Source organism: Stenotrophomonas sp. 14P6.2.3, from assembly GCF_057799055.1.
In genome coordinates, this window is sequence record NZ_JBYOLA010000007.1 from 110,144 (window position 1) to 135,823 (window position 25,680).

Below are 25,680 nucleotides of genomic sequence, written 5' to 3' on the forward strand. Positions count from 1 at the left end.
GCTTGGGCTCAATAGCAAAAAGAAGGACAGAACGTGAACAAGAACAGCGCCGAGCACCGCCGCACCGAGGTGCAGCAAATCGTTAAGAACGCCTGCGATCAGCTCAATTCGGAGGGCGTGGACGCCCGCAACTACGTGGAGCAACTCGCCTGGCTCTTCTTTCTGAAGGCCTTTGACGAAACCGAGACACGCAAGGAGCAAGAGGCCGCCTTCGACGACACACCTTACGAGCGTCGCCTAACGGGTGATTACGCCTGGAGCCATTGGGCCAAAGACACCGACCACCCCGACGAGATGCTCGAGTTCGTCGACGGGAAGCTGTGGATCAAGCTCACCAGCCCGGACCCCGCCAAAGGCCTGGGCGACGACGGGCTGGCGCAGCGCTTCCGCCGCATCTTCGACAACGTGCGCAACTACAGTCGCCGGGGCGTGAACTTTGCCAAGGTAGTGCAGCAGGTGGATAAGCTGCACTTCTCCAGCGAGACCGACGTCATTGTGCTGTCGGAAATCTACGAGGACTTGCTCAAGCGCGTTGCGGCCGACTCGGCCGGCTACGCCGGTGAGTTCTACACCCAGCGCCACATCATTCGCGCCATGGTGCAGGTGGTGCAGCCGCAGCCCGGCGAGCATGTCTACGACCCCTGCTTTGGCACGGCTGGCTTCCTGGGCGAAGCTGCGGACCACTTGCGCCACAACAGTACCCTCAGCGGCAAGCAACTCGACGAGCTGCAGCATGAGACCTTCTACGGCCTGGAGCTCAAGCCGCTGACCTACTTGCTGGGATCGATGAACATGATCCTGCACGGCATCGAGGGTGCCAGCCTGGAGCTGGCCAACACACTGGAAGTGCACAGCCAGAACGTTGCTGAGAAAGACAAATACCAGGTCGTCCTTGCCAACCCGCCCTACGGCGGGAAGATGGCACAGGAGCTGCAAACCAACTTCCGTGTCCGTTCCGGCGCCACGGAGTGTTTGTTCCTGCAGCACATCATGGCCAACTTGGCGAAGGGCGGTCGCGCGGCGGTGGTGATTCCCGAAGGCGTGCTGTTCCGTGGCGGCCCCGATCAAAAGGTGCGCAAGGAGCTTCTAGAACAGTTCAAGGTGCACACCATTCTTTCGCTGCCAGCAGGCTGTTTCCTGCCTTACACCGGCGTCAAGACGAATGTGATCTTCTTCGATCGCGCGCAAGACGGCTCGGGGACGGAGTCTATTTGGTATTACGACTTGACTAACGATGGGTTCGAATTAAAGCAGACCCGCAAGCCGATTTCGGGCGACCAGATTCCCGACTTCCTGGCTAAGTGGAAGGATCGCGTGGAGGGTGAAAACTCTTGGATTGTGCCGCTGGCTGACGTTGTGGCCAAGGGCTTTGACCTTTCGGCTAAGAATCCGAAGAAGGCCGATGATTACGAGCATCGACCTGCACTCGAACTGGTCCAGTCGATTAAGGCCAAAGAGGCTCGAATTGCTGAGTTACTGGAAGAGCTCGAAGTGATTCTGGAAGGTGGCAATCAGTGATTCCGGATCTTGATTCATCCGTAGAGACTCGCCCTCTGATCGATTTCTGTGAAGTCGTCATGGGGCAAGCGCCCGAAGGAAAAACCTATAACCTTGAAGGACGCGGTCTCGAGCTAATTGCAGGTGCTGCAGATTTTGGATGGGAGACCCCTTCTCCAAAGAAGTGGACCACGGTTCCGACGAAGGTCGGGAAGGCTGGGGACATCATTGTTTGCGTTCGAGCCACCATTGGTGATCTCAATTGGGCGGACCGGTCGTACTGCTATGGACGAGGCGTGGCCGCTGTTCGCGTATTTGATGATACCGATCCCGAGTTCATCTGGTACTGGCTGGATGCTTGTCGTTCACATCTTCTTAGCTTGGGCCGCGGCGCAACTTTCAAGCAGATCTCGAAAGAAGATCTTTCAAATCTTCCGACGCCATTACTCCCTCTAAGTGAGCAGCGCCGTATCGTCGCTCGCATAAAGGAATGCATGGAACGGGTTGAAGAGATTGGAAGTCTCACGAGCAAAGTGCAACAGGATTCCAGTTATCTGTCTCGGGCATTTCGCTTCGACCTGTGGCGAGAGTGCAGCGACCGCTATTCGCTGGTAGAACTCGGAACTCTCGTGACATCGGCAAAAAACGGACTCTACAAGCCACGAGAACATCATGGTTCTGGCTCGATCTTGCTTCGTATGTTCAACATTAATGGCGCCGATTTCGATGCGACTCGGTTAGATCGCCTAAATGTCACCGAGAAAGAGGCGAGTGACTATTCGATTCTCAATGGCGACATGATCGTCAGTCGGGTTAATAGTCGAGAGCTTGTTGGGAAATCGACAGTGATCGCAGGGCTGGCGGAAGCGGCTGTTTTTGAGGCCATGTTAATCCGGCTCCGGATTGATGCTGCAAAAGCACGGCAGGATGTTCTTGCTTGGTTGATGAATGCGCCCCAGTTTCTGCACGATCTGCGGAAGCGAGCCAAGCACGCGATCGGTCAATCGAGCATCAATCAACAAGACCTGTTGGGCTCTCGTTTGCCTCTACCACCGCTCGATGATCAGCGACAGCTTTCTGAGAGGTATGCGGACCTCGGCGAGCTAGCGGTCAATCTTCGCGGCGAATGCAGTGCTCGATGGCAGGGAACGGACGGATTGCGTGAAGCCATCCTCCGGAAAGCCTTCGCCGGGGAGCTGTGAGCATCGTGGAAGGTAAGTCACCACGTGATGTTGCCGCACATTGGGTAGCGGCCTTGCATTCGCTCAGAGGCGAGATGGGCGAATCCAAGTCGTTCATCCGTGAGGTCTTCGCGGCATTGCTGCTGCTGCGCTGGGCCGACATTCGAGATACCGAACAGGAAGCGATGGCCGCGTTCGAGGATCGATCGCACCACCCTCTCCTTCCACGGGCGCTGCAATGGCGCAATTGGTCTTGTCTTGAGCAACCTGAGTCCATCACCGAACGGCTGAGCGAGCTTGCGCAATACGTGACAGGCTCGCGTGGTGACACAGGTCATCCGATGGCGGCTTACCTTCACGCCTTGGCCGATCCGTTACGTCGCGTGTCGAAAGTGAACTTTGTTCACCTACTCGACCTAGTTCGCTGGGTGGACGAAGTCCCTTTAGAGACACCGAGCGAGCGGCGCGCCTTACTCGATGTGTTCGATCAGGTATTGGCCAAAACGGGTGATGCCCGCGACAGCGAGCTTTCCACGCCGATCAACATAGCTCGCCTGGTTGCGGCGCTGGCGAACCCGCAACCGGGGGCCCGTGTGTATGACCCGTGCTTTGGGTCCGGCAATTTCCTGGTGGCCGCCTGGCAGCAGGCCGAGCGCAGCCGCACGGAGCAGCGCCGACCGGGCGCTTTGCTAGATGTGGCGGGGATCGAGATCAATGCCAGCGCCTTCCTGATTGGCCTGACGCGCATGCTGCTCGCAGGCATTGAAAGTCCGAATCTTGAACTCGGCAACAGCCTGGAGCGCGAGTCGCTTAGCAGCCCCAGTCGGCAGGGCTTTGATGTGGTGGTGGCGAATCCACCTATCGGCGTCAAGACCAGCCGTGAGCCGTGGCGCTATCAGCACTTTCCAATCCCGACCAGCGACAGTACCGGGCTGTTCGTGCAGCACGCGCTGTCGCAGCTGAAGCCGCATGGCCGCGCCGTCATTGCAGTGCCCGAGGGCTTCTTGTTCCGCGGCGGCGGAGACCGTAACCTCCGACGCCACTTGTTGGAGCGGGGTCACGTAGAGGCTGTGGTCGGCCTGCCAGCAGGAGTGCTCGCCCCGTACACCAGCGTCAAGAGCAGCCTGCTCGTGCTGAGCAAACAAGGTGGCGCCAGCCGGGTGCGGATGGTCGATGCCAGCGCCTTGTTTGTGCCAGGGTCTGGACACAAGGGGCCGGGACAGCGGTCCGGTCCATTGGGACAAGTGATTCCCACTCCACTGGCCGAGCAGCTGGCCAGCGAAGTGTTCCGCGGCGAACTGCGTCAGCCGCGCGAACTGCCACCTGGCATCTCTGAAGGTGCGCCGGGTTCTGGCGTGTTGTCGCGCTCCGTTTGGGAGGTAGGAGTTGATGAGCTCGCCGCCGCCGATTGGGATTTGTCACCCCGGCGACGCGAAAAGGGTGGGCTGGACGAGCTGCTGGGAAGCCTCAAAGAGACATTGGGCAGTTCGAGTGCGCTAGTGTCGCTGTCCGAGGTGGCCGAGGTCTTTGGCGGACGCTCCATCAAGTCCGTGGACTTAGTTCATGAGCCGCCTTTCGAGCGGGTTGTGGGGTATGTACGCATCAAGGATCTGGGCCAGGGCAAGGTTGGCCGCGTCTCCAGCTGGCTGACGCCGGAGTTGGCTAGCCAGGAGCAGCGGTGGGCGCTGTTGCCCGGTGACGTACTGCTGTCCAAGTCAGGCACCATCGGTAAGTCCGCCTTGGTGCGAAATGGCGCGGTCGGTTCGGTGGCAGCAAACGGACTTTACGTGCTGCGTGTGGATCAGGAGAGGCTAGACGCGGGGTTCTTGCTGGCTTATCTGGCTAGTCCCGCCTGCCAGAATTGGTTAGCAGCGCAAGCGCGCGGCGCAGTAATCCAGCACCTCAACCGCGCTGTGTTGGATAACTTGCCCGTCCCGCTGCCGTCATTGCAGTTGCAGGCACGTGCCGCCGCGCAGTTCCGCGAGTTCGGCACCGATGCGCTGGCTTTCCTATCCCAGGCTACTGAAAGCAACGAAACGGACCGCCTGACAGCATGGCTTGCTGATCTGGACGGCAAAGCACCCAAGTTCGTGGCCGGACTGGACGACACCCCCGCACTTAGCCACTTCGAGTCAATTGTGACCTTAGCCGGTACGGCGGCGCGCTGGTTGGATCAGGAACAAGTTGGCAGCCAGGCGGTGCGTTGGCTGACGCCGCTCACGCAGACCCTGCTACCGCTGGCTGGAGTCGGCCAGATTCCGCCCGGACCAGGACTGTTAAATGTGTTGCAGGAAGCCGAGCGCGGCGTACAGACCGTGCTGGAGCAGACCACTGGCCACCTGCCTACGGAATCCCAAGCGCGAGCCATTGGCGAGCGACTGCGCGAATGGCTGCGCGCGGCCGTGGCCGACTTGGTTAGCGCTGTTGGTTTGCGAGTGCGCATCTCTCCCGACGCTCTGGTTGCGGGCACCTTCACCGAGTTCTCAGTCGAACTAGAGAACGCAGGTGCGTTGCCGCTGCGTAACGTGCGCGTGGCGACCCAGCCTGACTGGGGCGCCGCGGAGGTCGCCTATCTCACGGAGCGCGGGGCGTTCGCGGTGCATTTGCGGGGTGACGTGCCCAAGCGCGGCGGTAAGCTCTCGCTGCGGCTGCTGTGGCAGGCCCGTGCATTGTCCGGACAGCAGGTAGAGGATGAGATCGAGCTGGCCATCCGCGTCAAGGGAGCCGAGCAGGTCGCTGGCGCCCCTGTCCCCGAACTGGGTGGCAGTCCCTATGTGACCGGCAGTCCGCTAGAGCCGCAGCACGGGCACAGCGTCTTCTACGGTCGTGAGGAGCTGATTGCCACGATCAGTCGCCAGATCGAAACCCATGGCAATGTCGTGCTTCTAGAGGGCAATCGACGAGCGGGCAAGACCTCGATCCTCAAGCACTTGGAGGGGCGATTAGCAATCCCGGGCTGGTTGACCGTTTACTGCAGCTTGCAGGGAGCTGAAGGCGATTCGCACGCGGTTGGCGTGCCCACGGCCGAGGTGTTCCGTGAGGTCGCCCGCAGCATTGCCGCGGCGCTGACCACGCTGCGTATCGAAGTGCCGCTGCCCAATGGGCAGGTCCTTGCTGCCGGCAAGCCGGCGCTCGGGGTTGCGCGAGCCTGTCGCGAAGGCATCGGCGCCGAGTCACCCTTTGCCGACTTTCGGGACTACCTGGAAGGGGTATTGGCCGTTCTGGAGCCTCTGAATCTCGGTCTGGTGCTGATGCTCGACGAGTTCGACAAGCTGCAGGAGGGCATCGATAGCGGTGTGACGTCACCGCAGGTGCCAGAGAACATCCGATTCCTAATTCAGAGCTACCCGAAGTTTTCGGCCATCCTGACTGGATCACGCCGCCTCAAGCGCCTGCGAGAGGAGTACTGGTCCGCGCTGTATGGCCTGGGAACTAACATTCCGGTGACAGCGCTGGATCCGGAAAGCGCGCGCAAAGTGGTTGTCGAGCCCGTCTTTGACCGTTTGACGTTCTCGCAGGAGGCCGTCGATCGGGTGATCGAGGTAACGGCGCGACATCCTTATCTGATGCAGTGTCTTTGCAACCGGGTGTTCGACTACGCGGTGCAGTCCAAGAGCCGATCGATCACCGTCAGCGCGATCAACGCTACAGCATCCAGTCTGGTGCGCGACAACGAGCATTTCGCAAGCCTCTGGGACTACGCCGCCATGGGTCCGGAAACTGGCCGTCATCGCCGGCAGATGATCCTGTTACTGTGTGCGCGGAGCCTTAAGCAGGGAACTCACGTCGGCTTCGGCACCCTACAAGAGCAGTTGGCGCAGGTGGGCGTGGATGTCGACGACGAGGCACTGGACGCCGATCTGACCTACCTGCGAGAGCTGGAGCTGATCGACCTCTCTGGTGAGATCGGCGATGGCGAATATTGCCTGACCATTCCGCTGATGGCGGATTGGATCGAACAACAACAGGATGCGGACGTAGTTGCCAGCCGCGTTCGCACAGAAGCCGAGGAAGAAAATGCCTGATAGTCGATTCCCCATCTTGGGCACGACGGTGCCGCCTATGCTTGGGCGGGCGGCCATTCTGCAGAAAGTGATTGGCTCGCTAACGAAGCCCACTCCGGACCATTTGCAGATGGTCGGTCCTCGATTCGCAGGCAAGACGGTTGTTCTGCATGAGCTGGCCGCCCGGCTGCGGCAATCTGGCTCGCCTTACTCAGCGGTTGTGCTGTGGGACCTCGGCCACCAGACACCGTGCTCTGATGAAGTTTTCATGCAGAGCTTGGCGCGAGAGCTTTCTATTGCGCTGTCGAGTAGCCATGAAATCTATGCCGAACATCTTAAGAGCGTGCAGGGAAACCCATATCAGGAAATCGTTGAAGCGCTCGATGCCCTGAAGAAAGAAGGTGTAAAAGTCCTATTGATCATGGACGGCTTTGACAAGCCGCTATCCAATGGTCAGTTGACGCGCAACCTGTGGGACCAGCTGCGGGAACTGGCGCTCAAGCCCAGCTTGCGCCTGATCACCGCCAGTCGGCGTACGCTGCGTGATCTCATCCGCAATCCAGACGCACAGACCAGCGATTTCTGGAACATCTTTGATCCAACCCCAGTGCGTGTAGGGTGCTTCGATGAAGGCGACCTAACGGACGTTCTGGCAACAGTGCCGGCGCACCAACTAGCCGCAGGTGCTCAGACCGAGCTATGGAACGCGAGCAATGGATTTCCTGTGATGATGCTCGGCGTTCTGAATGTGACTTATGAGGCCGCCACAACGCAAGTCGTTGGTCCCGAGGCGATAAAGGCCGCATATGACACTGCATTCCCAGCGTTGCGCGACAAGCTGGATGCGCTTTGGGCCGACTGTCCACCTTCTTCGCACGATCTGCTTAGGCGCGTCCTGGAAGAGGACGTCGTGAGTCGCGCCGGCATCGCTATTGCAGATGTCGAGACGCTGCTTGAGCGGGGATTCGTTCACACAGCTGCGAACAAGCTTCAGAGGCCAAGTCGATTGCTTCGCAAGTATCTTGAGGAGCAACCGAACGAAAGCAATGCGCTCGTGCGATTGTTCGGCACGCCCGATGCCTATGAACGGAATCTCAAGGGTGTGCTGGAGCGGCGGATCGGACAAATAATAGGTATCGACTCAACACTGAAGCGTTACCTTGAGCGTGGCGCCGAAGAGCTGCCTGACCACCCCGACGTCTTCCTGAGCAACGTCCGTGGCATCGTAGATCGGGCCTTTGAGGTCATCTGGGCAGCTGAGATTCCTGACAAGCGGATCCCATCCGGCTGGATGTCGATCTGGAAGCGTAACGACGAGGCTCGAGTTGATGAGTGGGAGACGACGTTTCCTCAGGGGGGGCGCCGCCTGGGCCTGCTCAAGCTAATGACTGGTAGCGAAAAAAGTGCCCCATGCGCGAAGCATGTGACGAAGGGGACGCATGTCTTGATGAACGCGGTGTATGCGTTCGGCGACTTCGGACAACATCAGGAAGGAGTGCCGATCGACCCGGGCACAGCGTATGCAGCCCTTCACCTTTGCATTGAGCTGGCCGGCGCCCTTGCTCGCGAGCTGCCAGACCAGTAGAACTTTAAGCCCGCGAGATGGCTGTCCACTGTAGGCTCAAGTAGTCCGCTGCCAGCCGGGCCAAAAGTGAGTCAGATTGTGAGTCACATTTGCCAGCGACCGTTCAACTATTTATGTATGCTCAGTGGGTTACTGCAACTATTTGGTTGCTGGTGGGCCACCAAAAAGGCACTTAGGCTTCTGCCCAGGTGCCTTTTTTGTGCCGCAGGGAAAATTGCCGGGAAGAATCGGCGCTCGCGCGGTGGTTTCACGACTGGCACGTCGTGATCGTAGCGACCCGTAGTGGTTGGCGATTTGTGCCCGGCCGCATCCTGCTTGTCGCCACGGTTGCCCTCGGTGCCGGTAATTTCCCGGTGCTTTCGACCGTGCATCGAGAACCGCTCATCCTCGGCGATTACTCTCTCGCTCATCGCCATGCGACTGAAGCGTTGCCAAGCGCTGGACATGCCGACATCGAGATGACCGGTGACTACTTCGACGTAGCCCGATCTGGACTGCCCAGCCTGTAACGAACTCCGCGCCTCCGACAAGCCGCCTGCGGGCGGCTCATCTTTGGCCTGATCGCCCAGGCGGCTAGCTTGCCTGCTGTCTCCGCGCCGCGCCCCAGCGCTTGGGTAGCGCAAGCAGAGGACGCTCAAGCAGAGCGTGCACGATGTAGCCTGCGACGCAGCAAGCGAACGCGCTTGCCACCACGAACATCAAGTGCCCGGCCCAGCCAGGCGCCGGCGAGAGCATTGCCCAGACGCGCCCCATGGCTGATATGACAAAGATGTGGGTCAAGTACAGCGAATAGGACGAATCGCCCAGCAGGGTCAGCCAGCGCGGCGCCCGCAACCCGCCCCTGGCTTCCCAGACAACAGCGCCAGCCAGCAGGAGCAGAGCAGCACTGCCAAAGCATGCGACCCGAGTGCCGACCGCCATTGTCGCTGGTCCTGCCTCGGGTAGCGTTACTGCTGCGGACACGGCGACTGCGACGCCAGCGACGACCAACGGCAATCCCAGCCGTGCCGGTATATGACGCCAGTAAAGCCCGAGCAGGGCACCGGCGATGAATTCATAGGTCAGCGGGTTGGTGACAAGAACGTGGGCGGGCGTAGTCGGACCTGGCGGCAACCATGGCGCAACGCCGATGGCTGCTGCCCAGAGCAACAGAAAGGCCGGCACGAAGCGCTCCGGTACAAACGCGATGACACCGGCGAACACCAGATAGAAGTAGGCCTCATGCACCAGCGTCCAGCCCACCGTCAGTACCGGCAACTGGGCGTGAGGAATCAGCAGATAGGAGGCCAGCACGCTCTGGCCGGCATACGAACTGTTCACCATTGAGGGAACCACTGCCATCAGCGCCACGACGAGGGTGGTGAAGATCCAGTACATCGGCAGCACACGCCAGGCACGCTTGACCAGGAACTGCGCACTCGCGCCCGCCTTTGTATAACGACCGGCGGCGATGGTGGTCATCACGAAGCCAGACACCACGAAGAACAGATCCACCCCGGCATCGGCATACCTGGCCACCGCGTCGAGCATCGCCGGGCCTTGCAGGTATTTGATTTCGACACCGCGGAGATGGAACAGAACTACGGCAAGCGCTGCCACGCCGCGCAGGCACTGTAGCGAGTCCATTCGTTGCTGCGTGCCCATTCTTCGCGCTCCATGTGGGGCCGCATGCTACCACCTGACCGCGCCGCACTGCATTGTCAGGACAGGGACGAGCGGCCCGAGCCGTGCTTGAAGCGCCTCGCCGTGCCTGTGCGCTTCAGCGGCCGCGGCAGATTCAAGAATATTCCCAGGCGAAATCCCTCAGAACCTCCCCGCCAGATCCTGATCCCGGAATGCACCGGCAACGTAGTCAACAAAGACCCGCGTCTTCGGCGGCAGGTAGCGGCGATTGGCGTAGTAGATGGAGATCGGTCCGCCGTCGGCTGACCAGTTCGGCAGCAGTTGAATCAGCTCGCCGCGCTGCAGGTAGGGCAGGGCATGCGAGGTCGCCACGAAGGCGGCGCCAAGGCCGAGCGCGGCTGCTTTGCACAGGCCGCCGGGGTCGTCGAAGATGATCCGCTCACCAACAGGGGACACGGCTTCGTTGCCGTGTTCGTCCCGCAGCATCCATTGCACGAGTCGCCCCGTGCGCGTCGAGCGCATGTCGATCAGGTCGAGTCCGGCGAGGTCCTGTGGCGACGCTGGAGGGCGCCGTGCCTTCATGTAGGCGGGCGATGCGACTGCCACGATGCGCACGCGGGCGAGCGTCCTGGAGATGGTGCCCGGAGTCAGCTCAGAGCCCCGCCCTATCGCCGCGTCGTAACCTTCGGCAACAAGGTCGACGTGCCGGTTGTCCAGCTGCCAGTCGATCCTGATCTTCGGGTACGCCGCGAGGAAGCCAGGCAGCAGGGGCAGGACGTAATCCATGCCGAACACGCTCGCCATGCTGACCTTGAGGACACCCGAGGGCTCCTGCTGCTGGTCCGAGGCTTCGGCAATCGCATCCTGCAGGCCCTCGAGGTTGGACCGGATCGATTCCGCCAAGCGCTCCCCGGCTTCGGTCAGTGTCAGCTTGCGGGTGGTCCGGTGAAAGAGCCGGACCGCAAGATTCCGCTCCAGCATCGCGACATTGCGACTGACCGCTGAAGGCGTCAGCCCCAGCTGCTTTGCGGCCGAGGAGAAGCTTCCCGTGGCCGCCGCCCGGGCAAAACACTCAAGGTTGGACAAGGTCTCCATGGGGGCATTCTCAATCAATAATCACAAGTGATTCAACCGATTGATGACTACCGGGAAACGGCGGGCGCCCCGATCCTAGCCGTGCCGCCAGACAGGCGGCCCCTCTCCCCATTCTGGATATGCCATGACCACGCAAACGCTTCCGCAGAATCTCACCGAGCAGTCGTCACAAACCCGCATGGTGCTGGACCGGCATCTGGAGGCCTTCCGTCTGGGCGATGTGGACCGGACCCTGGCGGACTACGCGACGGACGCCATCATCATCAATGGGACGGGGTCTGTGATCAAAGGACACGCAGAGATCCACGAGACCTTCGTGCAGGTCTACCGTGACTACTTCCCGGACGGCACGCGCAACATCACCATCGATGAGCTGGCCGTCCATGGTGAGACCGCCTACATCCGCTGGCGCGCGAAGAACGCGATCATGGCGACCGATACGCTCATCGTCCGCGATGGCAAGATCGTGATCCAGACCTTTGCAGGCCTCTTCAAGGAATAGGCATCGATCGGTACTGGTGCTGGCTTGCTTTCAAACGATGCAGGCGGGACCGTCGGCATCAATCAAAAACGTAATCCGCTTTGCCCGGGGGCACTTCGACCGCATCTCCGCGCCGCACCAGCTCGTCGAAATCCACCGCCTGTGCTGCGAGCGCATCGTGCGCGTCGAAGTCCCACTTCTGCCTGTACTCGCGTGCCAGCAGATCGCAGACCGCTTTGGCCTGCTGGTGCGTGTCCATGTTCTCTGCACGATCCATCAGTTGATCGCGGTGGATCTGGCACAGCGTGAGCTGGTGCGCATCTTCGGATCGCTCGCGTTCCCAGGCAATGTCGGGCAGGGCGGAGAGTGCGGAGGCAAGTGCGACGGCAATCAGGGGCATGATCCAGTTCCGGGCAGTGGCGAAACCGGAGCGTAGGCGATGGTGCATGACGATGGATATGCCGCGGGATGCACGTTTTACTGGGTGTTCACCATTCGCTGGGGAATGGTTGCAGTGTGCAGATGGCGTTCTCCACGCATGGCGTGGAGCTACTGGTTCTGGAACACGGCCAGCTGCGCGGCGAACGCGCGCTGGTACGCCGGCCGCTCCGTCGCGCGGACGATGTAGGCGGCCAACACGGGATACGCATCGACGATGCCGCTGCTCTGCAGCCGCAGCAGTACCGACACCATCAACAGGTCGCCGGCGCTGAATTCTCCGTCCAGCCACTGCGCATCACCCAGTCGCGCGGACAACTCGCCCAGCCGCCTGCGCACGCGTTCGTCGAGCATCACCAGCCGCTGCGCATACCAGGGCTGCTCGCGTTCCAGCACCCACGCCATCGAGCGTTCGACGATCGGCGGCTCCACGGTGTTCAGTGCGGCGAACATCCAGCTGATCGCACGCATGCGTGCGCTCGCATCGGCGGGCAGCAACCCGGGATGCTGTTCGGCCAGGTGCAGGACAATCGCGCCTGACTCAAACAGCACAAGCTCGTCATCCTCGTAGGTGGGAATCTGCCCGAAGGGATGCCGCGCCAGGTGTGCCGGCTGCTTCATCTCCTCGAAGGAGAGCAGATGGACGTCGTACGCCACGCCCAGCTCCTCCAGCGCCCAGCGCACGCGCATGTCGCGGGCCAGACCCTGGCCACGGTCCGGGGAATGCTTGAATGCGGTCAGGATCGGGGTCATCGGGTTGTCCATCGGCGATAGCCCACCTGCTTGGCCGGCCTTCCTTTCATTGACGTGCAAGGAACCCTGAAATCGACACAGGTACTTTCCGAGCAGGCAAGCCAAGGCCGCCAGGATGAACGGTTCACGTCGGGCGGTTCGCACGGGGTGCGTGGTGACGCGATACTGGTCTTCTGCACACCCTTGGGGAAGTACGTGAGCACGTCCAGACTGCCGCGGATCGTTGGGTTCGACGTGCCTCGGCTTCACCAGCAGGTGGATTCGGCTGCCGATGAAGCGATCACTGCGCTGCTGGACCAGGCGCCGGATGAGCAGTGGACTGATCGCTTCCTGCAGCAATGCGCGACGCTGGCGTCGCAGCTTTCATTGGCGGAAGTGAAGGTGGAGGGCACCCGCATCGCCTTCCATGGCTCCATCGCCGATGCGCGTGCCCTGGCCGATGCTGTCATTGCGCTGGTGAACAACCTGAACGATCAACTGATGCAGGAAGGCAACCTGCTTGCCGGACAGGAGTGATCTGCCCGCAGAGTCTGTCAGCCCGCTTGCGGAAGCAGCGCCGGCCCGGACAGGCGGGCCCAGCAGCCCATCGCCATTTCCGCCGACCCCGGGTGGCCACGCAGGCTGGTGCGCAGTGCGAGCCGTGACTGCAGGTCGGTGAGCCACGCCGTGCGCGTGCCGTGTGGGTTGCGGACGTAGATGTCGCACGCCAGGCGGATGACCGGTGCAACCTCGTGGCGGAAGTTGATGGCGGGCAGATCGCCCGTCTGGAATGCGGCCTGCCAGTGCTGCAGCTCGCGTTCGACGTCAACGAAGTCCTTGTTGGTGGTGCGTTCCATGAGACTTCTCCTGTTGGAACGCCAACGTATACCTCCGCGTGTCAGCACCCTGTGTTGGTGCTGCCGGTCCGTTCATGGCGGCTGTTCATTATTCGCACGATCCGATGCAGCTGCGTAACCGGCCGAAGCACACAGTGGCGTTGCAGCAGATGGCTGCGGTGGAGCAAGACATGAACAACAACACGCAAGGCCAGACCGACCGCAACAACGCCTCGACCGATACCCGGCAGGCCGCCCAGCAGGGGCAGACCGATGGCAACGAACTGGGTGGCGAGCAGAAGCAGGATGGCAAAACGGGCCAGCAGGAACAGCAGCAGGACGACCAGCCAGGTGGCCCGCAGAAGTCCGGACAGGAACAGAAGAGCGAGCCGGGCCGCGACGCCCGTCGCTGAGCAGTAAGCAAAGAAAAGGCCGCGCGTTGCGCGGCTTTCCTCTGTCCAACGTTCTGGAAGAGCGCTGATGCCATCCCATGCCCGCGCGGTAAGCCTGATGACGAAGATCATGTACCAGTGCCGACCGGCAAGGACGACGACGATGGCGCGATGCCGCGCCTGCCAGGCACCCAGTCCGGGTGGCATGGAGTGTGCCCGTTGCCTCACTGAGGAACTGGGCGGTGTGATCGGCAACCGCGGCGCCGCTGCGCGCTGGCTGGATTCGTTCCTGAAGGTGCAGCAGGACGAGGCGTTTGTCTTCGTCTGCGCGAAACGGATCGAGGAGACCGCACTGGCGGGTCGCAGTCTGGAGTGACATTGCGCAGGCGTATGCTCGAATCCCAATGGAAGCGAGCGTCATGTCTTTTCAGCGACCTTGCGTCCTGAACCAGCTCCGCTGCCGTATTGAAGGTGCGCAATGGCTAACCTGACCTATCATCCGCCGCTGGGCGTGCGCTGGCTGACATTCCGCCTGCGCAACGGCCAGTCCATCGGCCCGGAGAAGCTGCGGGCCGTGTGGTCCGATGCCGCAGAGACCAACAACTGTTCGGTCCGGCGCGAGCATGTGGAGGGGGCCGGCTTCGTCTATGCGTTGTATGCACCCAGCGGGCTCTGCGTTCCGCGCCGCGCTGAGCTGCGCATGCGGCTGTTGCTGGAAGAAGCGGGCTACGCGTTCTCGATGGGCGTGCTTACCGGCAGCCATCCTGCCTACGGTTGAGCGCACGTTGATCTGATCGGCCCCGAGGTTGCTAGACTGCGCGCCCCGCGCGTCGCCGCAATCACGGAAGATGTCCATGCCAAAGCTGTCTGCTCTCGCTGTTTTCATGGCGCTCGCTGCGTGTGCACCAACCGCACTTGCCAACGAACAGGGCAGCGCGTCGACCATCGCGTTCAAGTCGATCAGCCCTGTGCTGAATGCCTTGATCAATGCCGATGATGCGCAGGAATTGATGGAAAAGGCTGAAGAGGACGACGCCACGCTGCTGCAGTCGCTGGCACTCTATCTGGCGGCAACCCGCGAAGATGCAACGTTGGCATTGGCGCCGTACCGTGCAGCGGCATTGTTCGCTCGCCGCGGTGACGATGCGCTTGCCGAGCGCTATCTTCGTGAAGCCGACGAGCGTGGCATGTGGTTCGCGCCCGCGCTGGCCGACAACGATGACTTCGAGCACCTGCGCGCAACGTCATTCTTCAAGCAGGTGCTGGGCAACACGCAGGCGCGCTATGCGCAGGTATCTGCAGGCAAGGTGGGCGCCATCTCGGTACTGCAACCTTCCAAGAGTGTTGCGATGACGGCCTGTGCGCCGGTACTGGTGTGGCTGCACGGCTACGGCATCAACGGCCACCTGGACAGCAGCAAGCAGCCGCTGGCGGACGCTGGTGTGGTGCTGCTGGGCATCAACGGTACGGAGATGCGCGAGTCGTTCGACAGCTTCAGCTGGACCGGCCCCTATGAAGGCACGCACAAGGTGGTGCAGGCGGGGCTGGATCAGCTGGCCGCAGGCCAGTGCATCGACCGCAAGCAGGTTTATCTGATGGGTTTCTCGCAGGGCTCGCAGCATGCGGGCGCATTGCTGGCGCAGCACCCGGATGACTACGCGGGTGCATTGCTGGTGTCGCCGGGCGGTTGGCGCCAGGCGGTGCCTACGCAGAGCAGCGCACGCGGCAAGCGGGTGTTCGTCATCAACGGCGAACAGGAAGGGCCGGCCAACCAGAAGATGAGTGCAGATTTCCGCGCGCTGTTCAGCGATGGCAACGAACTACGTTCGCGTACGCATGGCGGCGGCCATTTCTATCCGGACGACTGGAAGACCTCGTTTCCGCAGGCCATTCGTTGGATGATGGGCAAGGACGGCTGAGTCAAGGAGCAACAATGGGTCTGCGTGGAAACCGGCTTGAACGGCTGCATGCCCAGCGTGCTGCGCTGCAAGCCGAGATCAATCTCGAAGCGGCCCGACTTGCTGCCAGGCAGCTGCCTGCGGAGCAGTTCGCGGAGGCGCTGATGCCGCTGTCGCTGCGCTTGCAGGCAATTGACCAGCAGATACTGCGGACAACACCTGCGCGGGAGCTGATGAAGCGCCTGCGCGAGGTGGAGCGGCAGTTGTCCGCCCCACAGCAGCGCGGGGCGAGTGAACGTCGCGCTCTGGAAGCGGAGTTGCGCGATCTACGCCTGCACTTCAGCAACCCGCGTCGTCGCCCGCTGACAGTCAAGGTTGTGCTGATCCTGTCGGTGGCTGTTGCCGCAGCATTGTTTCTGCCAAAGGCCATCGTGGCGCTGCTTGCGCCCTGACTGAGTGAGCGGCCGCCGCCTGCCGAAGCGGGCAACGTGCCCACTGCTTCCCGGAAGGCAACATCGCGAGCCCGCCTGGGGGTCTACTGCGCACTCCCTGCGTTGCCTACGCTGATCCCACACGGCCCTTGCCGTGCTCCGGGCCCACGACAGTTCGTGGACGTCGCCTTCAATCGAACCACGCGGTGCTGTGCTGCGGGGCATTGCTGCCCCGGCAGTGCCTTGCCCTGCGCCGCGCGAAGGCTTGGCCCGGAAATGCCAGCCAGCCCTGCCTGCCTGTTTGCCTGCCAGCCAACCTTCGTGGAGACCGCCTCATGTTCAGCCTGGAAAACACCACTACCCACGCCGCACCCGCACTCGACGAGCTTGTTCCCTCGCGCTATGCACTGAAAGTCGGTGACATCGACGTGCTCGTGGTCAGCGACGGCGTGCTGCCGTTGCCGACGCAGATGCTCGGCCATAACGTGCAGGCATCCGAGCGTGCCGAATGGTTCGACGAGATGTACCTGCCACAGGATGCTTTCGACTGGGCGTTGAACGTGATGGTGGTGCACAGCGGTGAGCGCACCATCCTGATCGATGCCGGCCTGGGCATGGACCCGGACCTGCAGCTGCCGCGCGCTGGCCAGTTGATCCGTCGCCTCGGCGCCGCCGGCATCGACCTGGGCGAGATCACCGATGTGGTGATCACCCACATGCACATGGATCACATCGGCGGCCTGCTGGTGGACGGTGTGAAAGCGCAGCTGCGGCCGGACCTGAAGATCCACGTCGCGGCATCGGAAGTGGCGTTCTGGAAATCGCCCGACTTCACCCGCACGAACATGCCGCACGGGTTCCCGGACGCGCTGCGGGCGACCGCCACGCATTTCTGGGCCGAGTACGGCAGCTTCGTGCATACCTTCGAGGATGAGCAGGAGATCGCACCGGGTGTAGTCGCGCGCCGCACTGGTGGCCACACGCCGGGCCACTGCGTGGTACGCGTTGCGTCGGGTGGCCAAGCGCTGACCTTTGCGGGTGATGCGGTGTTCGCGGTCGGTTTCGATCAACCGAACTGGCACAACGGCTTCGAGCACGACCCGGAAGAAGCGGCGCGCGTGCGCATCGAACTGCTCGACGCGCTGGCCGGTACCGGCGAGATGCTGGTGGCCACGCACCTGCCGTTCCCGTCGGTGGGTCGCGTGTCGCGCGAGGGTCAGGCGTTCCACTGGGTGCCGGTGTTCTGGGATTTTTGATCAAGTTTTCTGGACTTAATGTCACTAATGGTCCCGGTCAGGGGCGCACAGTAGCCCCTGTCGAAACCCATCCATATCCGCAGGAGGTCCACCATGAACACCGTTTCCCGCACGCTCACCGCAACTGCCCTGGCCCTGTCGATGCAGGTGGGCCTGTCCGCCCAGGCTGCAGAGCCGGCTTACCCGTCCGCAACCAGCGGCGTCACGCGCACCGCCAGCATCATCACCACCGCCGATGGCGTGCAGCTGTACTACAAGGACTGGGGGCCGAAGAACGGGCCGGTGGTGACCTTCAGCCACGGCTGGCCGCTGGATTCGGACAGCTGGGAATCGCAGATGATGTTCCTGGCCGACCACGGTTACCGCGTGGTCGCCCACGACCGCCGCGGCCACGGTCGTTCCAGCCAGCCGTGGGACGGCAATGACATGGATCACTATGCCGATGATCTGGCCATGGTGATCAACACGCTGGATCTGAAGGACGTCACGCTGGTGGGTTTCTCCACCGGCGGTGGCGAAGTGGCGCGTTACATCGGCCGCCATGGCACAGGCCGGGTGAAGAAGGCCGTGCTGATCAGTTCGGTGCCGCCGTTCATGCTGAAGACCGCAGACAACCCCGGTGGCGTTCCGATCGAAGTGTTCGACGGTATCCGCAAGGCACAGCGGGAGAACCGTTCGCAGCTGTACAGGGACATTCCATCTGGTCCGTTCTATGGATTCAACCGGCCGGGTGCAAAGGTCAACCAGGCGATGGTCGATGCGTGGTGGGCGCAGGGCATGCTTGGTGGCCAGAAGAACACCTACGACTCGATCGCGGCGTTCTCGGCGACCGACTTCCGCGGTGACCTGGAAAAGTTCGATGTGCCGACCCTGGTCATCCACGGCGACGACGATCAGATCGTGCCGATCGACGTGGCTGGTCGGATGTCGGCCAAGCTGATCAAAGGTGCCAGGCTGATCGTCTACCCGGGTGCGCCGCATGGCCTGACCGAGACCCACAAGGACAAGGTCAACCAGGACCTGCTGGCGTTCCTGCAGCAGAAGTAACAGCAGGCGCAGCCCTCAGGCAGGCGGCGCGAGAAGGGCGGTACGGCCACGTCATGCGTGGCTGTGCTGTGCGTGAAGCCAACCGCATCCATGCAGGGCAGAGAGCCCGCCAGTAGAGCCACGCCATGCGTGGCTGTGCTTTGCGTGAAGCCAACCGCATCCATGCATGGCGTGGATCTACTGGATCGAGGCTGGCTGTTTCAGGCTCTGCAGCTTGTTCGGGTTGCGCTGCACCAGGATCTGCACGATCTGCTCGCCGTTGGTATCGAAGGCCATTGCCGATTCCAGCACGCCATCGAAGTAACGCAGCAGCCCGAGTCGTCCATTGATCACGCTCGGGACCATCCGCAGTTGGTCCTTGCGACGCAGGTGCGGGGCATACAGCAGCTGCGCGATGCGTGCGCCGCCGACCATTGGTTTCGGGAAGCTGGTGACGATGCCGCCGCCATCGCCGATCAGCACTGCCGATTCGGCCATCAGGGCTTTCATCGTCCTGAAGTCGCCATTGGCGATGGCCTCGGCGAAACGCCGCATCAGTTTCTGGTGCACGTCCTGCGGCACGTTGTAACGCGGGCGGTCCTGCCGCAGCTGCAGGCGCGCGCGGTGCACGATCTGCCGGCAGGCGGCTTCGGTCTTGTCCAGCGTGCGTGCCACCACGTCGTAATCCTGGTCGAACACATCGTGCAGCAGGAACGCGGCACGTGCATCCGGCGCCAGCCGCTCCAGCACATTGAGGAAGGCCACCGACAGGTCGCTGGCCGTTTCCAGCATGTACTCGGGTGTGCCGGTGTCTTCAGTGAGCAACGGCTCGGGCAGCCACATGCCGACATAGTGCTCGCGGGTGCGCCGGGCCAGGCGCAGGCCATCGATGGCGCGGCGGGTGGTGGTAGCCACCAGCCAGGCTTCGGCGTTCTCGATGTCCTGCTGGTTGGCGCCATGCCAGCGCAGCCACACGTCCTGCACCACATCCTCGGCCTCATGCGAGGAGCCGAGCATGCGGTAGGCCACGCCGAACAGGCGCGGGCGTAGGCGGGTGAACAGTGCAGTGGGGTCGTCCATGCCAGCAGAGACGGGACAGGTCCGCCGATTGTGACATCGGCGGACCTGTGAAGGTGGCTGGTACTGCGCCGACCGGAGGCGGTCAGTGTGGCGGCAGCACCGCCGGCTTGCCGATGTCCTTGATCAGGAACACGACGAACGTGGCAGGTTCGGTCTGGCTGGCATTGCGGCCCACGGTGTGCAGATCGGCGGGACCTTCATGGAAGGCTTCGCCGGGGCCGAGGGTAACCTCGCGTCCGCCGGCCACGCCCATCACGATGCGGCCTTGCAGCACATAGACGAAGCCGTGGGCATCGTGCCGGTGCACGGGATCGGCGCCGCCGGGTGGGTACTGCACCGTCAGGATCAGTGCTTCCTTGCCCGGCTGTTCCGGCAATGGACGGGTCATGACCTCGCGCACGATGGGCTCGGGGGCGCTCGGCGAGGGTGTGGCGGCATTGCTGGTCAGCGGCATCAGGGCCAGCAGGGCGAGGGAACGGAGTGAACGCATGGCAGGTCTCCAGCAGGAAAGTGTGCAGTCGAAGCTCAGGCCAGACCGGCCCTGTCCAGGCCAAAGGTCTGGTCCAGCGAGCCGGGCTTCGTACGGAAGGCTACGTTGGCGCGGTTCCAGGCGTTGATTGCCATCACCGCGTAGGTCAGATCGACGATTTCCTGTTCGGACAGCTGGCTGCGCACGCGCTCGTACATGTCGTCGGGAACGCCCTGCGCAGGCAGGTGGGTGAGCACGTCAGTCCACGCCAGGCAGGCACGTTCGCGCGCGCTGAACAGGTTCGATTCGCGCCACGCCGCGACATGGTGCAGGCGCAGTGGGCGTTCGCCACGGATCGTTGCTTCCTTCACGTGCATGTCCAGGCAGAACCCGCAGCCGTTGAGCTGCGAGGCGCGGATGTTGACCAGATCGATGATGGCCGCTTCGATCGAACTGTTGTGCACGGCATGGGAGAAGGTACCGAGCTTCCTGAAAAGTTCGGGCGACTGCGCGGCGTAGTCCAAGCGTTGGTTCATGGCGATGTTCCGGAGGGAATTGAGGGACGCAGCGAGGCTACGTCCGCTGCCGGAGGCCCGATAGGCGGGGGCAGGGCTGCGCGGTGTTGTGCAGAAATCACCAATGGACTGTCACAGGGGCGGATGCTCACCCGTCTGCCGGGCATGGACACCCCATCTGCCCCGAACCGTGCAGCAGCCTGCCCCGCCAGCGAGCGGGTCTGGCAGGCCTTCCTTGCCGCATTGCACGAACTGCCACCGGACATGCGGGCCGTGCTGTTGCTGCATGACGTGCTGGGTGCGGGCGTCGAAGACATCGTGCCGCTGCTGGGGCTGGACCTGACGACATGCCGCCAGCGCCTGGACCATGCACGCGCCCACCTGCTCGCCCGACGCGACTCCCTGGAGCCTGGAACACCATGAATGTCATGCCGCAGTCCTGTACGGCCAGTGACGGCCGTGATTCCCTCAATGCGTCCTTTTCCGCCAGTTATGCCGGCGTACTGGCGTTCATCGCGGTAGCCGCTGAAGGCAGCTTCGCGCGCGCCGGTGATCGCCTTGGCATCGGTCGTTCGGCGGTCAGCCGCAGCGTGCAGAAGCTGGAGGGGCAGCTGGGCGTGCGCCTGTTCCTGCGTACCACGCGCTCGACAACATTGACCCGCGAAGGCGAGCTGTTTTTGGAAGGCTGCAGCCCGGGCGTTGCGAGCATCCTGCAGGCGCTGGACGAAATGCGCGATCTGCGCGAGGGGCCGCCGCGCGGGCATCTGCGGGTCAGTGCGACACATGGCTTCGGACGCCGGGTGATCGCGCCGCTGCTGTCTGCTTTCCGCGCAGAGCATCCGCAGGTCTCGGTGGAGCTGCTGCTGGACGAGCAGGTGCCGGACCTGGTTGCAGACCGCATCGATGTGGCCTTCCGCGATGGAGTGCTGGAAGACAGCCAGGTCATCGCCAAACAGCTGGTGCCCATGCAGCTGGTGGTCTGTGCGTCGCCTGCCTATGCACAGGCGCACGGCCTGCCGGAGGAGGTCGAGGCGGTGTCAGCCCACGCGTGCATCGGCCGACGCCTGCCCGCCGGGCGCCTGCAACGCTGGGATTTCCGCGTGGACGGCCAGGACGTGAATCTGCAACCGCCGGCGGAGGTGGTGTTCAATGATGCCGATCTTGTCCTGCAGGCAGTGATCGACGGGCTGGGGATCGCCCAGCTGCCCAGCTACCAGGTAAGCGATGCGCTGCGCACAGGTGCTGTATTGACCTGCCTGGACCGCTACGCGCCCCACGATCGTGGCCACTACCTGTGCTATCTCAGCCGACGCCAGCTGCCCAAGCGGATCCGCGCATTCATCGACTTCAGCACCCAACGCATACGTGCGCTGGATCTGGATGTGTTCTCGCACTGGGAGGTGCGGCAGCAGGCGGCGGTACAGCGCGATGCGGCGGCATGGGCATGAGCGTATTGGTGCCGATGTGGCAACAGTGCGTGGCCCGCTGCGGATCTACTGCGCAGGCCAACGCGTCCCTAGCATGCAGCCACATCCGCACCGTCCACGTTCCAGGAGACCTGTCATGAAGATTGTCGTCATCGGTGGCACCGGCCGTATCGGCAGCAAGGTGGTTGATCGCCTGCATGCGGCCGGCCATCAGATCGTCGTCGCTGCACCTTCCACCGGCATCGATGTGCTGAGCGGCGAGGGCCTGGCTGCTGCGATGGAAGGCACCGAGGTCGTGGTCGACCTTGCCAACTCGCCCTCGTTCGAAGATGCCGCGGTGTTGTCGTTCTTCGTGACTGCCGGCCACAACATCCTGGCGGCCGCAGTGCAGGCCGGCGTGCGCCACCATGTTGCGTTGTCGGTGGTGGGTACCGACAAGCTGGCCGCCAGCGGCTATTTCCGCGGCAAGATCGCCCAGGAACGCCTGATCCGTGATTCGGGCCTGGCGTACACGATCATCCACTCGACGCAGTTCTTCGAGTTCCTGCCGGGCATCATCCAGTCAGCCGGTGACGGCCGGACCCTGCATCTGCCGACCGCCGCAGTGCAGCCGATCGCCGCCGAGGATGTGGCCGATGCCGTTGCGCGCATCGCGCAGCAGGCGCCGGTCAATGGCATGGTGGAGATCGCCGGGCCGGAGCGCGAATCGATGGCGGCGCTGGCCCATCGCTTCCTGCAGGCAACCGGTGATGCGCGCGAGGTGATCGGCGATGCCAAGGCGCGCTACTTCGGTGCGCAGCTGCAGCAGGACACCCTGGTGCCGGTGGGACAGGCATGGCTCGGCACCATCGGCTTCGAGCGTTGGTTGCAGCAGTCCGGGCTGGCGCAGGGCCAGCCGGCCTGATCCGCGGTGGATGCGCGCTTCATGCGTGTCTTCCGCTGCAGGAGCCTGCAATGACAGAGCTGAAGCCTCCTTCGACCAGCGTGCTCGACAAGTACCATGGTGATGCGGCGCGCCCGCTGTATACCGGACGGGTACGGGTCAGCGGTGGCGCAGCCCGCCACGGCCGCGCGTCAGGCGTGGTGCGGTCGGATGATGGCGCACTGTCGGTGGATCTGCGATTGCCCGCTGAGCTGGGTGGGCCCGGCGGCGGTACCAATCCCGAGCAGCTTCTGGCGGCGGGCTACGCCGGCTGCTTCCACGGTGCGATGGTGCTCGTGGCTGCACGTGCGGGGCTGGAACTGATCGACCCCAGCATCGAAGTAGCGGTGACGTTCGCACGCGATCCCGTGGACGGTCTGTACCTGCTGTCGGCCGAGATCGTGGTGTTCCTGCCTGGCATGGACCCGATACGTGCAGCCGAACTGGTGCGCAACACCGAGCGGGTGTGTCCCTACGCGAAGATGTTCCATCGTGGCATCAGCCATGTGGTGAGGGTTGCGGTGGACTAGACGTCCTGTCTGCAAGATCGTGTGACCGCTCTTGGGATTCAGATCCAGTGAAGACGCTGCGTCGCCCGCGTGAGCCGGTGGGGTGCGGTTCGGCAGCATGATTACCGCATCAATCGGTACTCACCCGCGAACCACGCGCGTTCGGCCAATCTGGTTCGGCAGGCAACGGATACCACTGTTGTCCTTTCCCCAACGAGGAGACTACACATGAGCACCCAGTCCACCATCGAGCATCGCCTCAACGACCTGATCGAGATCGCACGTGATGGCAAGTCCTTCTACGAGGAAGCCGCAACCAAGGTGAAGGACGCCGAGCTGTCGGCATTGTTCGTCCGCATCGCCGGGGTGAAGGGCCGCATCGTGTCCTCCCTGAGCAGCTCGGTGGCCGCCACCGGTGGCAAGCCGGCCGAGCACGGCACCATGGTCGGTTCCATGCAGCAGTTCTACGGCAAGGTGCGCGCTGCCTTCGGTGACACCAATTACGGCTACGTGGCTGAACTTGAAGAGTCCGAGGATCGCCTCCTGGGCGCGTTCAACGACGTGCTGAAGGACAACGACCTGCCGCCGGCAGTGCGCCAGGAAGTGACCCAGTGGCTGCCGGAAGTGCAGGAATGTCATTCGGTGATGCGCGCTCGCAAACATGCGATGAAGGCCGCCTGATCGCATCTGGCGATCGTCCCCCGCATCGCCACGGCCAGGGCAGCTTCGTGCTGCCCTGGCCGTTTCTGCGTCTGTCATCTGCGCTCAGGCGCGTTTCCTGAGCAGGGCAACGGCCAGGCTGGCCAGCGTCGCTGCAACGGCGGCGGTCCACAGGGATGCGGCAAACCCTTGGCTGTAGATCGCCCGTGCGAGATCGACCGGGGCTCCCTTGGTCAGCGCACCCGTGGCGATGCTGTCGGCCAGGCGCATGACGTCGTCTGCGGGAACACGGGCTGACAGTCCGGCGCGGATGCCGACGGTCAAGGCACTGGAGAGAACCGTGAAGCCCAGCAGGATGCCGACGAAGCGCGTCGTGGCGCTGATGCCCGAGGCCATGCCTGCGCGATCCCGGGGTGCCGAGCCGATGATGGCCTTGGAGGTTTCGCCGTTGAGGATGCCACCGCCTGCGCCGATGATGACCATGGCCAGCAGGGCCATCGTCGGCATGTGGTGCCACGCCCCGATACCGGCCAGCGCGTTGCCGGCGGCAGTGACCGACAGGCCGATGGCCAGCACCATCTCACTCGAGAACCGTCGGCCCAGGCGCCTGCCAACGCTTGGGAACAGCAGCATTGCTGCGGCGAACGGCAGCATGCCTGCACCCGTGGCCAGCGCACTCAGGCCGACGCCGTTCTGCAGGTACTGCGGCAGCATCGAGGCCATCACCTGCGCGCTGACCGCGTAGCCGATCATGGCGATGAGTGCACCGACGAAACGCGGGCTTGCAAGCAGCCGCAGGTCGACCATCGGATGCCGACGCTTGAGTTCGATGCAGGCAAACAACGTACCCATCGCGATGCCCAGGCCCAGGCCGGCCAGCGCCACCACCGATGTCCATCCCTGCGCGAGCCCTTCCACGAGGAAGAACACGATGCCGAAGATCGCCAGGCTGAAGGTGATGATGCCGGGTGGATCGAGTGGGCGTACCACCGTGTCGGCGGAGTCGGGTACCCAGCGGACCGCACCGTAGGCCAGGAAGGCGAGGAAGGGCAGGATCGCGATGAACACCGATCGCCATCCCCACAGCGAGGACAACAGTCCGCCGATCAGTGGCGAGAGCACCATCATCATGCCCATTGCCGTGCCCCAGAAGGCCCAGGCATCGTCGCGTTGCTTGCCCTCATGGAACTCGTGGCCGATCACCGACAGTGACGGCGCCAGCAGGAAGGCTGCACCCACGCCCTGGAACGCGCGGGCCAGATACAGCGCGCTGGCCGTGGGTGCCAACGCACAGGTGAGCGATGAGATGGCGAACAGTGCGATGCCGATCAGCAGCACCCGCCTGCGACCATGGCGATCGGCGATGGCACCGGCGGGGAGAAGCAGTGAGGTGAAGGACAGGATGTAGCAGCTGATCACCCATTCGATGTCGGCGAAGTCCGCCTGCAGATCCCGCGCGATGGTCGGTAGCGCGACAGCCACGGCGTTGGTTTCCAGCACTGTCATCGTGCAGCCGAGCGAGGCGATGATCAGAATCCAGTTGGGCGGCCTGCGGCGGGGAGAGGAGAGGGGCACCAGGTACTCGGGTGGGAGAAGAATGCCCATTCAAGCAGCTTCGATCGT

28 protein-coding genes are annotated in these 25,680 nt (G+C 62.9%); 19 read left to right on the forward strand and 9 right to left on the reverse strand.

From position 1 onward, the window contains the following. Positions 1 to 33: 33 nt before the first annotated feature. The 5 genes from AC27VL_RS08100 to AC27VL_RS08120 all read left to right on the forward strand — a co-directional run bounded on the left by AC27VL_RS08100 (position 34) and on the right by AC27VL_RS08120 (position 8,776). Positions 34 to 1,518: a type I restriction-modification system subunit M gene (locus AC27VL_RS08100; RefSeq protein WP_488765989.1), complete on the forward strand. Its 1,485-nt coding sequence runs from the start codon at positions 34 to 36 to the stop codon at positions 1,516 to 1,518. Further along, positions 1,515 to 2,699: a restriction endonuclease subunit S gene (locus AC27VL_RS08105; protein ID WP_488765990.1), complete on the forward strand. Its 1,185-nt coding sequence runs from the start codon at positions 1,515 to 1,517 to the stop codon at positions 2,697 to 2,699. The genes AC27VL_RS08100 and AC27VL_RS08105 overlap by 4 nt, the downstream gene beginning before the upstream one ends. Beyond that, on the forward strand, positions 2,696 to 6,703 hold the full coding sequence (locus AC27VL_RS08110) for an N-6 DNA methylase (protein WP_488765991.1): 4,008 nt from the start codon (positions 2,696 to 2,698) through the stop codon (positions 6,701 to 6,703). Before AC27VL_RS08105 ends, AC27VL_RS08110 begins: the two co-directional genes overlap by 4 nt. Continuing rightward, entirely contained in the window at positions 6,696 to 8,267 is a 1,572-nt protein-coding gene (locus AC27VL_RS08115; protein ID WP_488765992.1) for a hypothetical protein, read from the forward strand. Before AC27VL_RS08110 ends, AC27VL_RS08115 begins: the two co-directional genes overlap by 8 nt. Positions 8,268 to 8,530: 263 nt before the next feature. After that, the gene (locus tag AC27VL_RS08120) at positions 8,531 to 8,776 is read left to right on the forward strand and encodes a hypothetical protein (RefSeq protein ID WP_488765993.1); all 246 of its coding nucleotides are present in this window, start codon (positions 8,531 to 8,533) and stop codon (positions 8,774 to 8,776) included. 64 nt (positions 8,777 to 8,840) lie between these two features. On the opposite strand, the gene AC27VL_RS08125 is transcribed toward AC27VL_RS08120, so the two are convergent. Together AC27VL_RS08125 and AC27VL_RS08130 are read right to left on the reverse strand one after the other, a co-directional pair. After that, complete coding sequence (locus tag AC27VL_RS08125) at positions 8,841 to 9,911, reverse strand: acyltransferase family protein (protein WP_488765994.1); 1,071 nt, start codon at positions 9,909 to 9,911, stop codon at positions 8,841 to 8,843. Positions 9,912 to 10,070: 159 nt separating this feature from the next. Next, entirely contained in the window at positions 10,071 to 10,985 is a 915-nt protein-coding gene (locus AC27VL_RS08130) for a LysR family transcriptional regulator (protein ID WP_488765995.1), read from the reverse strand. 124 nt (positions 10,986 to 11,109) lie between these two features. On the opposite strand from AC27VL_RS08130, the gene AC27VL_RS08135 reads away from it, so the two are divergent. Then, positions 11,110 to 11,487 carry a nuclear transport factor 2 family protein gene (locus AC27VL_RS08135; RefSeq protein ID WP_165378199.1) on the forward strand — a complete coding sequence of 126 codons (378 nt, stop codon included), beginning with the start codon at positions 11,110 to 11,112 and terminating at the stop codon, positions 11,485 to 11,487. Between the two features lie 58 nt (positions 11,488 to 11,545). Here AC27VL_RS08135 and AC27VL_RS08140 read toward each other — a convergent pair whose 3' ends face one another. Beyond that, on the reverse strand, positions 11,546 to 11,866 hold the full coding sequence (locus AC27VL_RS08140) for a hypothetical protein (protein ID WP_488765996.1): 321 nt from the start codon (positions 11,864 to 11,866) through the stop codon (positions 11,546 to 11,548). 149 nt (positions 11,867 to 12,015) lie between these two features. Continuing rightward, entirely contained in the window at positions 12,016 to 12,657 is a 642-nt protein-coding gene (locus AC27VL_RS08145) for a glutathione S-transferase family protein (protein WP_488765997.1), read from the reverse strand. A 30-nt stretch (positions 12,658 to 12,687) separates the two neighbouring features. On the opposite strand from AC27VL_RS08145, the gene AC27VL_RS08150 reads away from it, so the two are divergent. Next, complete coding sequence (locus AC27VL_RS08150; RefSeq protein ID WP_488765998.1) at positions 12,688 to 13,173, forward strand: hypothetical protein; 486 nt, start codon at positions 12,688 to 12,690, stop codon at positions 13,171 to 13,173. 17 nt (positions 13,174 to 13,190) lie between these two features. Here AC27VL_RS08150 and AC27VL_RS08155 read toward each other — a convergent pair whose 3' ends face one another. Continuing rightward, positions 13,191 to 13,493: a hypothetical protein gene (locus AC27VL_RS08155; RefSeq protein ID WP_100553663.1), complete on the reverse strand. Its 303-nt coding sequence runs from the start codon at positions 13,491 to 13,493 to the stop codon at positions 13,191 to 13,193. Between the two features lie 170 nt (positions 13,494 to 13,663). Here AC27VL_RS08155 and AC27VL_RS08160 point away from each other — a divergent pair, with 170 nt between their 5' ends. The 7 genes from AC27VL_RS08160 to AC27VL_RS08190 all read left to right on the forward strand — a co-directional run bounded on the left by AC27VL_RS08160 (position 13,664) and on the right by AC27VL_RS08190 (position 18,496). After that, positions 13,664 to 13,885 carry a hypothetical protein gene (locus AC27VL_RS08160; protein WP_133120099.1) on the forward strand — a complete coding sequence of 74 codons (222 nt, stop codon included), beginning with the start codon at positions 13,664 to 13,666 and terminating at the stop codon, positions 13,883 to 13,885. 142 nt (positions 13,886 to 14,027) lie between these two features. Next, positions 14,028 to 14,240, forward strand: a complete 213-nt coding sequence (locus AC27VL_RS08165; protein ID WP_223879982.1) for a hypothetical protein — start codon at positions 14,028 to 14,030, stop codon at positions 14,238 to 14,240. Between the two features lie 102 nt (positions 14,241 to 14,342). After that, entirely contained in the window at positions 14,343 to 14,642 is a 300-nt protein-coding gene (locus AC27VL_RS08170; RefSeq protein WP_025879032.1) for a hypothetical protein, read from the forward strand. A gap of 76 nt (positions 14,643 to 14,718) precedes the next feature. Continuing rightward, positions 14,719 to 15,783, forward strand: a complete 1,065-nt coding sequence (locus tag AC27VL_RS08175; protein WP_488765999.1) for an alpha/beta hydrolase — start codon at positions 14,719 to 14,721, stop codon at positions 15,781 to 15,783. Positions 15,784 to 15,797: 14 nt separating this feature from the next. After that, entirely contained in the window at positions 15,798 to 16,214 is a 417-nt protein-coding gene (locus AC27VL_RS08180; protein WP_100553659.1) for a hypothetical protein, read from the forward strand. 314 nt (positions 16,215 to 16,528) lie between these two features. Then, entirely contained in the window at positions 16,529 to 17,449 is a 921-nt protein-coding gene (locus AC27VL_RS08185; protein ID WP_488766000.1) for an MBL fold metallo-hydrolase, read from the forward strand. 93 nt (positions 17,450 to 17,542) lie between these two features. After that, positions 17,543 to 18,496 (forward strand): alpha/beta fold hydrolase, encoded by a 954-nt coding sequence (locus AC27VL_RS08190; RefSeq protein WP_191077379.1) that lies wholly within the window; start codon positions 17,543 to 17,545, stop codon positions 18,494 to 18,496. Between the two features lie 177 nt (positions 18,497 to 18,673). On the opposite strand, the gene AC27VL_RS08195 is transcribed toward AC27VL_RS08190, so the two are convergent. From AC27VL_RS08195 to AC27VL_RS08205, 3 genes are all read right to left on the reverse strand, one after another. Then, positions 18,674 to 19,555, reverse strand: coding sequence for an RNA polymerase sigma-70 factor (locus AC27VL_RS08195; RefSeq protein ID WP_100553656.1), 882 nt, complete (start codon positions 19,553 to 19,555; stop codon positions 18,674 to 18,676). A gap of 82 nt (positions 19,556 to 19,637) precedes the next feature. Beyond that, entirely contained in the window at positions 19,638 to 20,045 is a 408-nt protein-coding gene (locus AC27VL_RS08200) for a cupin domain-containing protein (RefSeq protein ID WP_191077380.1), read from the reverse strand. Positions 20,046 to 20,080: 35 nt separating this feature from the next. After that, positions 20,081 to 20,560 carry a carboxymuconolactone decarboxylase family protein gene (locus AC27VL_RS08205; protein ID WP_100553654.1) on the reverse strand — a complete coding sequence of 160 codons (480 nt, stop codon included), beginning with the start codon at positions 20,558 to 20,560 and terminating at the stop codon, positions 20,081 to 20,083. 123 nt (positions 20,561 to 20,683) lie between these two features. On the opposite strand from AC27VL_RS08205, the gene AC27VL_RS08210 reads away from it, so the two are divergent. The 5 genes from AC27VL_RS08210 (at position 20,684) to AC27VL_RS08230 (ending at position 24,078) form a co-directional block, all read left to right on the forward strand. Then, positions 20,684 to 20,962: a sigma factor-like helix-turn-helix DNA-binding protein gene (locus AC27VL_RS08210; protein WP_100553653.1), complete on the forward strand. Its 279-nt coding sequence runs from the start codon at positions 20,684 to 20,686 to the stop codon at positions 20,960 to 20,962. Continuing rightward, a complete protein-coding gene (locus AC27VL_RS08215) occupies positions 20,959 to 21,987 on the forward strand; it encodes a LysR family transcriptional regulator (protein ID WP_488766001.1) in 1,029 nt (342 codons plus the stop codon). Before AC27VL_RS08210 ends, AC27VL_RS08215 begins: the two co-directional genes overlap by 4 nt. 115 nt (positions 21,988 to 22,102) lie before the next feature. Next, positions 22,103 to 22,870 (forward strand): SDR family oxidoreductase, encoded by a 768-nt coding sequence (locus AC27VL_RS08220; RefSeq protein ID WP_100553652.1) that lies wholly within the window; start codon positions 22,103 to 22,105, stop codon positions 22,868 to 22,870. A 50-nt stretch (positions 22,871 to 22,920) separates the two neighbouring features. Beyond that, a complete protein-coding gene (locus AC27VL_RS08225; RefSeq protein ID WP_100553651.1) occupies positions 22,921 to 23,418 on the forward strand; it encodes an Ohr family peroxiredoxin in 498 nt (165 codons plus the stop codon). Positions 23,419 to 23,625: 207 nt separating this feature from the next. After that, positions 23,626 to 24,078, forward strand: coding sequence for a PA2169 family four-helix-bundle protein (locus tag AC27VL_RS08230; RefSeq protein WP_089237109.1), 453 nt, complete (start codon positions 23,626 to 23,628; stop codon positions 24,076 to 24,078). Positions 24,079 to 24,162: 84 nt separating this feature from the next. Here AC27VL_RS08230 and AC27VL_RS08235 read toward each other — a convergent pair whose 3' ends face one another. After that, complete coding sequence (locus AC27VL_RS08235; RefSeq protein ID WP_488766002.1) at positions 24,163 to 25,662, reverse strand: MFS transporter; 1,500 nt, start codon at positions 25,660 to 25,662, stop codon at positions 24,163 to 24,165. Between the last annotated feature and the right edge of the window lie 18 nt (positions 25,663 to 25,680).